An 11,418-nucleotide genomic window follows, 5' to 3' on the forward strand; every position below is an offset into this window, starting at 1 on the left:
ATGAAAGCACCGCCACGAAGCGTCAACCATGCGGGCTAAAGCGCGTCGTGTCGAAACGGATTCATACGCCGCGCTTCAGGCCCTTGTTTTCATGCATGCCGCGGTCCCAGGACCGAGGTCACTTTTGGCGGACATGCATCAGTGGATGTGCATGCCGCCATTGATGTCGATGGCGCTGCCGGTGATGTAGCCGGACAGGGGCGAGGCGAGAAACAGGCAGACATCGGCGACATCCTGCGGCGCGCCGAAGCGGCCGAGCGGAATGCCCTCAATGAAGCGGCGCTGCGTCGGTTCGTCGAATGCGGTGGCGTTCATCTGGGTGATGATGATGCCGGGGTTGACGCAGTTGACCCTGATGTTGCGGGGGCCAAGCTCGCGCGCCATGCTCTTGGCCAGCGCCAGAACGCCGCCTTTCGAGGCCGCGTAATGCGGGCCGCCGAGCAGCCCGCCGCCGCGCTGCGCGGCGATCGAAGCCAGGCAGATGATGGCGCCGCCATCCTCCATCGCGGGGATCGCCGCCTGCGCCATGTTCAGCATGCCGCGCAGATTGATGTCGAGCGTCGCCGCCCAATCCTCGTCCGATATATCAAGCAGCTTGCGCGCCTGGGCGATGCCGGCATTGTTGACGATGATGTCGAGCCGGCCGAACAGGGCCTTGGCCTGACCGACGATATCACGCAGCGCCGCCTTGTCGCGAACGTCGGCCGCCATGCCGATGGCGCGGGGCAGGCCCTTGCCAGGCACCTCGGCGGAGATGGATGCCGCCGCCTGTTCGCAGTCGCCCTGATCGAGGTCGACGATCACGACATGGGCGCCGGAGGCGGCGAATGTCCGCGCCGCCGCGAATCCGATGCCGGCCGGATGCGCCGCACCGGTGACGATTGCTACTTTTCCGTCGAGCATTTTATCTCCTGTAATTTATCATAATACGATAATTCCTTGAATTATGCGCTGTCAAGCGCGGGCATGCCGGCATCGTGAAGGCCCGGAAATTGCTGCCAATCTGATTCTGTCAAATTAAGTAACTCACTGAAATATATAATTTCCTGTGAGTGCCGCTGATGGCCTGCCACTCTGGTCACGAAGGCGGACATTAGCGGCTTTCCATGGTATCGCTTGACAATCAAAAAAATTATGAATTATCGTAATATGAGAATTAATTGAAATTCTTACAACCGGGAGGAAACCTGATGAGCGACAAGGAACTGAACATGCTTGCGACCCTGCATGCGCTGGAGGACGGCGTGGGGCGCCGCGCCTTCATGAAGCTGATGGGGGCCGCCGGCATTTCGCTGGCGATGACGCCGGCGGTGACACGCATGGCGCAAGCCGCCACCGTCATTCGCGGCAAGATCGCCAACCAGGTGTCCACGCCGTCCAACGACTACTGGTCGGTGTGGACGCGCGCCTTTGGCGCGGCGGCGGAGTCGCTCGGCCTCGAAAAGCAGGAGCTGTTCCACCAGAACGACACCGCGCGCCAGCTGTCGCAGGTGCGCAGCCTGCCGGCGAGTTCCGCCAAGATGCTGATCGGCTGCGTCGAGCCGGCCGGTTCGCTGCCGACGGTGGCGAAATTCTGCCAGGACAATTCCATCCACTACGTGCCGAGCTGGGAATCGCCGGCCTGGTTCACGCCGCCCGATATCGGCGATTTCTATGTGTCCTTTGTCACGCCGAACTCGGTCGAGGGCGCCTATGAGGTGGCCAAGGCGTTGTTCCAGAGCGTCGGCGGCGAGGGCAAGATCGTCCACATTGCGGGTTTGGCGACGCCGACCGATTCCTACCGCACGGCGGGCCTGATGCAGGCGGCGGCCGAATTCCCCGGCATCAAGATCGTCGGCGGGCTGCATGCCGACTGGGACCGCGAGCAGGCGCGCAAGGTGATGCTGTCCATGGTCACCGCGCATCCCGACATGAAGGGCGTGTTCGCACAGAACGACAACATGGCGCTGGGCGTGCTCTCGGTGCTGCGTGAGCGCAATCTCAAGAACGTCAAGGTGTCGGGCGTCGACGGCCTGCCGGAAGGCCTGCGCGAAGTGGCCAAGGGTGAGCAGATGGTCGCCACCCACACCTCGCTGCCGCCCTACGGCGCGGGCTTCACGGCCGTGCTTGCCTTCGACGCGCTGAATGGCTGGAAGCCGACGCTGGGCGAGCGGCTGCTGTTCACCGGCTCGGCTTTGGCCACGGCCGAGAATTCGGGGCGCATCGAGAAGGCGATCTATGGCGAAGGCTCCAAGCCGTTCGACTGGGCGCTGATGAGCCGTACGCTCAACCCCGAGACCTGGGATCCGCAGAACAAGATCACGGCCATCGAGCCCGAGACCTATTGGGGTCCGTTCCCGGACGGCAAGGAGCGCCTCAACGCTGCCTATGCCGGCGCCAGGGACAAGGGCGAGTTCTCCAAGGTCGATGCGCTCTATGCCGCGCATTACAAGACCGGGCCGGTCAAGGCCTGATCGACGCCGGGATTGAAGCCAGTCATGAACACGTCTGTTCCGGCACTCGCGCTGCGCGGTGTCAGCAAGCACTATGGCCAGGTCGCGGCACTGCGCGCCGTCGACCTGACCTTGGCGCGGCACGGCGTGCTGGGGCTGGTCGGCGAGAACGGCGCCGGCAAGTCGACGCTGATCTCGATCATCAACGGAACCGTCCTCCCGACGGACGGCGAACTCAGGGTCAACGGCGCCATCGTTGTCCCGGGTTCGCCGTTGGCCGCCGCGCGCGCGGGCATCGCCACCGTGTTCCAGGAGCAGGGGCTGATCGCCAACCTGCGCGTCTACGAAAACATGCTGCTTGGGCGCGAGCGAGGTTTCGCGCGGGCGGGTGTCCTGGGTAGTGCCGCGATGTCGGCACTTGCCCGGGACGTCCTTGCCGATCTCGGCATCGCCATCGACCCGATGGCGGTGACCGGCGATCTCGCCTTCGGCGAGCGGCAATTGGTGGAGATCGCCAAGGCCTTCGCGCTTGGCCGCATCTATCCGGTGGAGCCGATCGTGCTGCTCGACGAACCGACCAGCGCGCTGTCGGAAAAGGAAACGCAGATCCTGTTCAACTCCATCCGGCGCTGGCGCGACAAGGCCTCGATCATCCTGGTCTCGCACCGGCTGTCGGATGTGTTCGCCGTCTGCGACCATGTCACGGCGCTGAAGGACGGTGCGGTGAATGGCCACTGGCGGGTGGCCGAGGCGACGCCCGACATGCTGCATGAGGCGATTGTCGGACGTCCGCGTTCGGCCGGTTACTACAAGGAGGCCGAGCAGCGTGAGGATCTTGGCGAGATCGTGCTGGATGTCCGCGCGCTCAACGTGTCGGGACAGCTTCACAATGTCTCTTTGTCGGTGCAGGCGGGCGAGATCGTCGGCATCGCCGGCGTGCTCGGCTCCGGCAAGACGGTGCTGGGCAATGCCATCACCGGCGCCATACGGCCGGCGAGCGGCGAGATCACGGTTGGGGCCAAGCGGCTGAGGCCAGGCTCCCGGGCCGATGCGCTGTCGGCCGATGTCGGCTTCGTGCCGGCCGAACGCAATGTCGCCGGCGTCATTGGCATGCATTCGATCGAGTGGAACCTGACATTGCCGTCGATCCGCTCGTTTCGCATCGGCAAATGGCCGGTGCTTTCCGGACGCCGCCAGGCCGAAGTCACCGACAGCTGGATCGAAAGGCTACGCGTGCGCACGCCCGGACGTGCCGTGCAGATCCGCAATCTGTCGGGCGGCAATGCGCAGAAGGTGGTGTTCGCCAAATGGCTGGCGCGCGGCATCAAGGTGTTCGTGCTCGACGATCCCGGCCGGGGCCTCGATGTCGGCGCCAAGGAGGAGATCTACATCCTTTTGCGCGAACTGGCCAAACAGGGCGTTGCCATCGTGCTGATCTCCGACAATCTGCCGGAGATCATCGGCCTGTCCAACCGCATCATTACGCTGAGATCGGGTTCGATCTCGGCCGAGATCAACGCGCCCGCGCATGACAAGCCGGCGGAGACGGCCGTCGTGCCGCACATGGTGTGAACCAGATGGAAGCCAAAGTGTCCCAACCCACAATCGCGGCAGCACCGCCGGCATGGCGCCAATGGATCGCCAGGAATGCAATCGCGCTCTATCCGGTGCTGGTCATCCTGGCGCTGGTGATCTTCTTTGCCGTGCAGAATCCCAACTTCGCCACTTTCGACAATGCGGTGAATATCGGCCGCCAGTCCTCGGTGCTGCTCCTTGTGGCGCTGGCCGGAACCATGGTGATCATGATCGGCTCGATCGACCTCTCGGTCGGCTCGATCGTGACGTTGTCCGGCATTGTCGCCGCACTCACGATCGACGCCGCCGGCCCGGTGGTGGCGATCGCGGCCGGCATCGGCACCGGCATTGTCGTCGGGCTGATCAATGGCGTGACGCTGATCTCGCTGAAAGTGCCGTCGTTCCTGGTCACGCTCGGCATGCTGTCGATCCTGTCGGGCATCGCCAACATGATCTGCGGCGGCTCGTCGATCATGTTCATGGACCTCAGCCTTACCGACTTCGTCAATTCGGAGCTGATCCCCGGCCTGCCGACCATCATCCTGGTGGCGCTGTGCAGCGCGGCGGCCCTTGCCTTCATCGCCTTCAAGACGGTGCTCGGGCGCTATCTCTTCGCCATTGGCGGCGGCGAGATGGTGGCCGCCAATTCCGGAGTGCCGGTCAACCGCTACAAGGTCTATGCCTTCATGCTGTCGGGGGCGCTGTGCGGCATGGCGGGCGTGCTGCTCACCGCACAGGTCGGCGCCGGCACGCCGGCCGCGGGCGCCAACATGCTGCTCGATTCCATCGCCGCAATCGTCATGGGCGGCACCGCGCTGTCGGGCGGCATCGGCGGGCCGCAACGCACCATCCTGGGCGTGCTGGTCATCGCCATCCTGTCCAACGGCATGGATGTCACCGAGGTCAGCAGCTTCACGCAGGAGATCGTCAAGGGTCTCGTCATCATCCTGGCGGTGGCCTCGACCATCGACCGCAAGAAATACCCCTTCATCAAGTGATCCATCGCACCAAGATACAGGAGCAGCCATGAGCGCCAAGCTTGTCCCCGTCGTCACCCGCAAGGACCAGGAGCATGCCGGCACCGGCCAGTCAGGCGGCGCGGTGCGCATTTCGGGTGTTAGTCCGCAGCACACGCCGGCGACGAAGATCTGGTTCGGCAAGGTGTCGAACAAGCCGGGCTACCGTTCCGTGCCGCACCATCACGGCGAAGCCGAGACCGGCGGCTATGTGCTGCAGGGCAAGGGCCGCATCTATTTCGGCGACGCCTATGCCGAATATCTCGACATGGACGAAGGCGACTTCGTCTTCGTGCCGCCGCACATGCCGCATGTCGAGGTCAATATGAGCACGACCGAGGACCTGGTCTGGCTCACCACGCGCACGCCCGACAACATCGTGGTCAACCTGACCGACGTCGACGACGCCACCCTGGTTGGCTATAGGCGCGCCTGACAAACCCCTCGGGAGGAAATGATGACCGACATCCGTCTCTACATGTTCGATACCGGCATCCTCAAATGCAAGTATCACGACGTCTATCTGAACCAGGGCGGGGACGCCGATCTCGAAATCCCGGTGCCGTTCTATTTCATCACCCATCCAAGGGGGAACGTGATCATCGACGGCGGTACGCCGGTGGAATGCGCCACCGACGCCAAGGGACATTGGGGCAAGGTGGCGGAGTTCTTCACTCCCGTGCTAACCCCCGAGCAGGGCTGCGTGGCGCAGATCGAGAAGCTCGGTTTCTCGGTCGACAGCGTCAAGCATGTCGTGCTTTCGCACCTGCATCTCGACCATGTCGGCGCCGTCGGCCGCTTCCCGAACGCCACCCATGTCGTGCAGCGCATCGAGTATGAATATGCCTTCACGCCGGACTGGTTCGCGGTGCTTGCCTATGTGCGCAAGGATTTCGACAGGCCCGACCTGAAGTGGCTGATCCTCGAGGATGCCTGGGGCGATTTCTACGACCTCTATGGCGACGGCTCGATCATCCTGATCCGCTCGCCCGGCCACACGATCGGGCACCAGTCGATCCTGGTGCGAACCTCCAATGGCCAGTCGGTGCTGCTGGCTGTCGATGCCGCCGACACGCTCGACCATTGGGAAGAGCGCGCGCTGCCGGGCGCGCTGCATTCGACCATCGATTCCGTGCGCTCGGTGAAGAAGCTGCGCGCCGTGCAGGCCAAGACCGGTGCGCTGGTGGTGGCCGGTCATGACGGGCCGCAATGGGCGACGCTGAAGAAGGCGCCCGACTTCTACTGACAGGCTTTGCGCGGCGGGCCGAAGGGCCCGTCCGATATCGAGGACATGACATGAAGCTTCTGCGTTTTGGCCCGGCCGGCCAGGAAAAACCGGCGCTGCTCGACGGGCAGGGCCGGTTGCGCGACCTTTCCGGCGTGATCGACGACATTGCCGGCGATGCGCTGGGCGACGATGCGCTGGCACGGCTCGGCGCGATCGACCCGGCGGCGCTGCCTCTGGTGGAGGGTAATCCCCGCATCGGCGCCTGCGTCGGCAAGGTCGGCAAGATGATCTGCGTCGGGCTGAACTATGCCGATCACGCCAGGGAGACCGGCAAGGAACCGCCGGCCGAGCCGATCCTGTTCATGAAGGCGACGACGGCGCTGTGCGGCCCCAACGACGACATCGAGATTCCGAGGGGCTCGCGGAAAACCGACTGGGAAGTCGAACTCGGCGTCGTCATCGGCAAGCGGGCAAAATATGTCGATGAGGCCGAGGCGCTCGGCCATGTCGCCGGCTATTGCGTGGTCAACGACGTGTCCGAGCGCGCCTTCCAGTCGGAACGCGGCGGCCAGTGGACCAAGGGCAAGAGCCACGACACGTTCGGTCCGATCGGCCCATGGCTGGTAACGCGCGACGAGATCGCCGATCCGCAGGCGATCGATTTGTGGCTGGAGGTGGACGGCGTGAGCCGGCAGAACGGCTCGACCAAAACCATGATCTTCGGCGTCGCCCACCTCGTCAGCTATATCAGCCAGTTCATGACACTGGAACCCGGCGACATCATCGCCACCGGTACGCCGCCCGGCGTCGGGCTCGGCCAGAAGCCGCCGCTGTTCCTGAAGGTCGGCCAGACCATGCGGCTCGGCGTCGCCGGGCTGGGTATCCAGACGCAGCGCACCATCGCGGCGCGGGCCTGACCCGCGCCATCCCTCTTGACGCAATTCCCGTGGGAAAACCGCCTCACACCTTTCCGGGAACTGCCTCGCCCGACACCAGGAAAACGCAGATGAGAAGTCTTGAAGGTCGCGTCGCCATCGTCACCGGCGCCAGCCGTGGGCAAGGGGAAGCGGAGGCGCGGCTGCTGGCGCAAGCCGGCGCCGCCGTGCTGGTCTGTGACGTGCTGCAAGCGGAAGGCGAAGCGCTCGTGCAAGCGCTCAAGGCCGATGGCCACGAGGCGCGCTTCCTGGTGCTCGACGTGTCCAGCAAGGAGGCCTGGGCCGATGCCATCGCGGCGGTGCGCGGCTGGAAGAGCCGGCTCGACATTCTGATCAACAATGCCGGGATCATCAACCGCAAGTCGCTCAACGACACGCCGCTGGAGGCTTGGGAACGGCTGATCGGCATCAATCTCACCGGCACGTTCCTCGGCATCCAGGCGGCGGCACCGTTGATGCGCGAAAACGGCGGCGGCAGCATCGTCAACATCTCGTCGAACAGCGCCTTCTCGGGCCATTACGACCCGGCCTATACGGCGAGCAAATGGGGCGTGCGCGGCCTGACCCGCACGGCGGCGATGGAATATGTCGGCTGGGGCATCCGCGTGAACAGCGTCTGCCCGGGCCTCATCGTCACCGGGCTCAACGCCGACGCGCCGCATCTGAAGCCGATGATCGACCTGACGCCGATGAAGCGCAGCGGCACGCCTGAAGAGGTGGCAAGGCTGGTGCTGTTCCTGGCCAGCGAGGAGTCCAGCTTCATCACCGGCGAGGATTTCCTCATCGACGGCGGTTTCACCTCGGGAGCCGCCTACAGGCGCGTCGCGGTGGAAAGCGGGCTCTACGAAAGCTGAAGCGCGGCGCGCCGGTTCATATCCCAGCCGGCGATCGATCGAACGACCCGCGCTCTATCGAACGACCAGCACCGGGATTGCGGTGTAGGACAGCACTTCCGCCGTTTGGCTGCCCAGAAGCAGCTTGCCCAGTCCGCGGCGGCCATGCGAGGCCATCACGATCAGGTCGCAGCCCAGCGCCTGCGACAGGTCCAGGATCGCCTCGGCGGGCCTTTTGTCCTCGACATGGACCACCTCGGCGGAGACGCCGGCCGCATCGGCCGAAGCCTTGCACTTGGCCAGAACCTCCTTGCCGTATTTGCGCGATTCTTCCTGGTAGACGGCCAGTTCATCGCCGGCGGCATAGCCGGCCATGGCTCCGCCCCAGGCGAAGATCGGGAATTGTTCCGAGACGGTGACGAAGGTGACTGTGGCGCCGATGCCCTTGGCCAATGTGAGGCCATGGGCGACGCCCTTGTCCGCCAGTTCCGATCCGTCGGTGGCGATGAGCAGATGTTTGTACATGGTGATCTGACCTGTTGTGCAAGGGCCGATGCCCTTGGGGTGGCGGGAGCCTTGGAACGGCTTGGCCTAATATAGTTGCGCGGCGGGCCTCCTCACAGGGCCAGCTTCATGTGGATCAGGGCCAGGCGAGGAGGGCCTGAAACCAGCGTCAGGCCGGTCCGATGCAGCCTGCCATTGGCGATGCGGTCGCCTTTGCGCAAACAATGCCGGGTCGCAAACAATTGGCCGCCGGGCAGGCCCGGCGGCCAATGTGAAACCGCATGATCCCGCTCCAGGCCTAGAACGGCGTCGCCGGCAGTCCCTGGGTGCCTTCGAGCTTCACGGCCTGGAGCTCGTTCGGGTCATAGCCAAGGGCCCGCAGGATGGTGGGCGCCACCTGCGTCGTCTGCACCAGGGCTGGCACCGACCTCGGCTTGAGCGAAGGACCGCTGATGAGGAGCGCCACGTTGCGATCGTTCGCATTGGCGCCGCCATGCTCGGCAATCTTCGAACCAGATGTGTAAACCACACCCGGATTGACCGTGGCTATGAAGTCCGGCGTACGGCTGTCGGTGGCTGGATCCTGATAGGCGAGAGCCAGCGCATTCGGCGGCTGGATCTGGGCGATGCCTTCAGCCTTGCTCGATTTCTCGAGATAATCCTGCGCCGCCGCCAGGTTCTTCACCCTGTCTTGCGGCTTGAGCCAGATCAGCGCGGCGTCGTCGGCGATGTGGAAGGCATAGCCCGGTGTCTTCGTGTATGGATCATCGTCCAGTGGCTGGAACGTCGCCGGGTCGATTGGCGACTGGCCATGCTTCGAGGCCAGTATGATCAGGGTCGAGTCGGCGAGATGATTGCCCTTGAGCGCGGCCATCAGTTCGCCGAGGGCGCCGTCGACATAGGCGAGCTGCCCCGCAAGACCACTGCCCGGCGCGCCGCTGGCATCGACATAGCCGCCGACCAGACCGGCCTGGTCGCCGGGACCGGCCTTGGGAAGCTTCTGCCCCACGCTTACCGCCTGGAAATTCATGCCGAAAAGCGCGGGAACCGCAACGTGATGCGCGCCGGTGCTGTCGAGGCCCTTGATTTCGTTGATCACCGCCTGGACCCGCGCTTCGTCAAAGTCACGTTCGGCCTTGAAGCTGCCCGTCGTCTTGACCTTCGTACCGGGGATCAGGCTGTCCTGTTCCAACGCGTAGAGGTCGTCGACGCCTTTGCCCGAAGGTCCGTTCAGCCATTCGTAGGCCGGGTGCTTGTCGGACCAGGCTGTGCGGCCACCATGGGCTTTCACGATCTCGAAGACGTTGTTGACCCGCACGAAATCATGCGGATAGACCACCGAGCACTTGCCTTTGACCAGCGTCATCGGCAACTTTGCCGGGTCGATCTGGCTGCGGAAATCGCCCGGCCTGCCGCCACCATCAAGGCGCGTCGGATCGACGTCGATATTCTCGGCGAAGGCCACTTCGGCACCCGGCTCGCCCTTGCAATCCGAAGCCGGGGCGAAATAGGTGCGGTCGTAGCTGTCGTCGTAGAACACGCCCGTCGATTTGGGCGTGCCGCCGGTCACCTGTGCGACAAAACCGGGGAACGAGTCGGACGGGGCGCTGGTCAGCGCGTTGGGATAGAAAATCCCCGTATGGGCGAGCGTGGCGAACGAGCTTGTCGGATTCGCGGCGACATAGTTTGCCAGATCGAGCGCATGGAGCCCGTCGATACTGATGAGCAGTACGTGCTTGTAGGGTGCGGCGACGGCGCTGGAATCAGACAGCGCGCCAGCGAACGCCGCCGTCAGCGTGCCCGCCGCCAGCGCCAGAGATAGCATTTTCATTGAAGTGTCCCTCGTCTCGCAGCCTCGCGATGGATCAAGGATAGGCGCGTTGATATGACAGGTTCATGAAAACGCGCTGGCGAGGACCTTACGGATTTGTAAGCCAGCGGTGATGCAGCGCAAAGATTGCCCCGGCCAGCGCCGCCATTGCCGCCGGGTCTTTCGCTGTGCCGTACGGACCGCTACAGCTTGGCCCGACATCCACGAAAGGCCGAGCGTATGAGCAGCGCGTTTCCGCAAATCCATCTGGTCCGGCATGGCGAGACGGCGTGGAGCCTTTCGGGGCAGCATACCGGCCGCACCGACATGCCGCTGACGCCGGCCGGCGAGGCGGCCGCGCGGGGCGTGGCGGAGCGGCTCAAGGGCCTTTCGTTCTCGGCGGTGTGGTCGAGCCCGTCGCAGCGCGCCTACAACACCAGCGTGCTGGCCGGCTTCGGCGCGCGGAGCGTCAAGATGGATGACCTGCAGGAGTGGGACTACGGCGCCTATGAAGGACGCACCACCAAGGACATCCTGGCCGAGCGGCCGGGCTGGACCGTCTTTCGCGACGGCTGCCCGCAAGGCGAGACGGCGGCCGATGTCGGCGTCCGCGCCGACAGGATCATCAGGCGGCTTCGCGACGCCGGCGGCTCGATCCTGATCTTTTCCAGCGCGCATTTCCTGCGCGTGCTTGCCGCCCGCTGGCTCGGCCTGCCGCCAGAAGGCGGCGCGCTGTTCGTGCTCGATACGGCCAGCATCAGCGTGCTCGGTTACGAGCATGACCTCAGCGAGCCTGTCGTGCGCAAGTGGAACTTGAAGTAGCGGCAGCGGCGCAGGCTCGGCGCGGACGCCTCCTCGCGTTCGTCATCCCAGGGTCTCCGCGACGGAGCTGCGCTCCTGCTTCGCCCTAGGATTGTTTGAGAAGGATCGCGTAGTCTGGCGGCCGGGACTGCGGCCCATCACAGCCAGCAGTCCCGGCGGCAGGCGACCGCCCTTAGGACCGGGTAACACCCGACGTCATCATGGTCCCTGCCGTCTTTGTCCGCCATCGCTTGGAGAGTTGATTGGCCGCTGGCTCGCGCCAC

Annotated in this window: 11 protein-coding genes; 8 read left to right on the top strand and 3 right to left on the bottom strand. The window is 64.5% G+C overall.

Annotation, left to right across the window (positions count from 1 at the left end; genetic code table 11):
- Positions 1-138: 138 nt before the first annotated feature.
- Positions 139-903, bottom strand: coding sequence for an SDR family NAD(P)-dependent oxidoreductase (locus tag AC07SZ_RS32645; protein WP_494917542.1), 765 nt, complete (start codon positions 901-903; stop codon positions 139-141).
- A gap of 287 nt (positions 904-1,190) precedes the next feature.
- Between AC07SZ_RS32645 and AC07SZ_RS32650 the strand changes: the two genes are divergently transcribed.
- From AC07SZ_RS32650 to AC07SZ_RS32680, 7 genes are all read left to right on the top strand, one after another.
- The gene (locus AC07SZ_RS32650) at positions 1,191-2,453 is read left to right on the top strand and encodes a sugar ABC transporter substrate-binding protein (protein WP_494917543.1); all 1,263 of its coding nucleotides are present in this window, start codon (positions 1,191-1,193) and stop codon (positions 2,451-2,453) included.
- Between the two features lie 24 nt (positions 2,454-2,477).
- Complete coding sequence (locus AC07SZ_RS32655; protein ID WP_494917544.1) at positions 2,478-4,004, top strand: sugar ABC transporter ATP-binding protein; 1,527 nt, start codon at positions 2,478-2,480, stop codon at positions 4,002-4,004.
- A 17-nt stretch (positions 4,005-4,021) separates the two neighbouring features.
- The gene (locus AC07SZ_RS32660) at positions 4,022-5,005 is read left to right on the top strand and encodes an ABC transporter permease (protein ID WP_494917545.1); all 984 of its coding nucleotides are present in this window, start codon (positions 4,022-4,024) and stop codon (positions 5,003-5,005) included.
- 28 nt (positions 5,006-5,033) lie between these two features.
- Positions 5,034-5,459, top strand: coding sequence for a cupin domain-containing protein (locus AC07SZ_RS32665; RefSeq protein ID WP_494917546.1), 426 nt, complete (start codon positions 5,034-5,036; stop codon positions 5,457-5,459).
- Positions 5,460-5,480: 21 nt separating this feature from the next.
- On the top strand, positions 5,481-6,269 hold the full coding sequence (gene attM, locus AC07SZ_RS32670; RefSeq protein ID WP_494917547.1) for an AttM family quorum-quenching N-acyl homoserine lactonase: 789 nt from the start codon (positions 5,481-5,483) through the stop codon (positions 6,267-6,269).
- Between the two features lie 50 nt (positions 6,270-6,319).
- Positions 6,320-7,168, top strand: coding sequence for a fumarylacetoacetate hydrolase family protein (locus tag AC07SZ_RS32675; protein ID WP_494917548.1), 849 nt, complete (start codon positions 6,320-6,322; stop codon positions 7,166-7,168).
- 89 nt (positions 7,169-7,257) lie between these two features.
- The gene (locus AC07SZ_RS32680) at positions 7,258-8,040 is read left to right on the top strand and encodes an SDR family NAD(P)-dependent oxidoreductase (RefSeq protein ID WP_494917549.1); all 783 of its coding nucleotides are present in this window, start codon (positions 7,258-7,260) and stop codon (positions 8,038-8,040) included.
- A 54-nt stretch (positions 8,041-8,094) separates the two neighbouring features.
- Here AC07SZ_RS32680 and AC07SZ_RS32685 read toward each other — a convergent pair whose 3' ends face one another.
- Together AC07SZ_RS32685 and AC07SZ_RS32690 are read right to left on the bottom strand one after the other, a co-directional pair.
- Positions 8,095-8,544 carry a universal stress protein gene (locus AC07SZ_RS32685; protein WP_172372730.1) on the bottom strand — a complete coding sequence of 150 codons (450 nt, stop codon included), beginning with the start codon at positions 8,542-8,544 and terminating at the stop codon, positions 8,095-8,097.
- 277 nt (positions 8,545-8,821) lie between these two features.
- Complete coding sequence (locus tag AC07SZ_RS32690) at positions 8,822-10,354, bottom strand: alkaline phosphatase family protein (RefSeq protein ID WP_494917550.1); 1,533 nt, start codon at positions 10,352-10,354, stop codon at positions 8,822-8,824.
- A 219-nt stretch (positions 10,355-10,573) separates the two neighbouring features.
- Here AC07SZ_RS32690 and AC07SZ_RS32695 point away from each other — a divergent pair, with 219 nt between their 5' ends.
- Positions 10,574-11,155, top strand: a complete 582-nt coding sequence (locus AC07SZ_RS32695; protein WP_056570996.1) for a histidine phosphatase family protein — start codon at positions 10,574-10,576, stop codon at positions 11,153-11,155.
- Positions 11,156-11,418 lie beyond the last annotated feature (263 nt).

Source organism: Mesorhizobium sp. GW821-FHT07A06 (assembly GCF_059419085.1).

Bases quoted from the DNA above. Each gene is read 5' to 3' on its own strand.
- AC07SZ_RS32690 (WP_494917550.1), bottom strand. From the start codon at position 10,354: ATGAAAATGCTATCTCTGGCGCTGGCGGCGGGCACGCTGACGGCGGCG.
- AC07SZ_RS32680 (WP_494917549.1), top strand. From the start codon at position 7,258: ATGAGAAGTCTTGAAGGTCGCGTCGCCATCGTCACCGGCGCCAGCCGT.
- AC07SZ_RS32655 (WP_494917544.1), top strand. From the start codon at position 2,478: ATGAACACGTCTGTTCCGGCACTCGCGCTGCGCGGTGTCAGCAAGCAC.
- AC07SZ_RS32675 (WP_494917548.1), top strand. From the start codon at position 6,320: ATGAAGCTTCTGCGTTTTGGCCCGGCCGGCCAGGAAAAACCGGCGCTG.
- AC07SZ_RS32650 (WP_494917543.1), top strand. From the start codon at position 1,191: ATGAGCGACAAGGAACTGAACATGCTTGCGACCCTGCATGCGCTGGAG.
- AC07SZ_RS32645 (WP_494917542.1), bottom strand. From the start codon at position 903: ATGCTCGACGGAAAAGTAGCAATCGTCACCGGTGCGGCGCATCCGGCC.
- attM (WP_494917547.1), top strand. From the start codon at position 5,481: ATGACCGACATCCGTCTCTACATGTTCGATACCGGCATCCTCAAATGC.
- AC07SZ_RS32665 (WP_494917546.1), top strand. From the start codon at position 5,034: ATGAGCGCCAAGCTTGTCCCCGTCGTCACCCGCAAGGACCAGGAGCAT.
- AC07SZ_RS32695 (WP_056570996.1), top strand. From the start codon at position 10,574: ATGAGCAGCGCGTTTCCGCAAATCCATCTGGTCCGGCATGGCGAGACG.
- AC07SZ_RS32685 (WP_172372730.1), bottom strand. From the start codon at position 8,544: ATGTACAAACATCTGCTCATCGCCACCGACGGATCGGAACTGGCGGAC.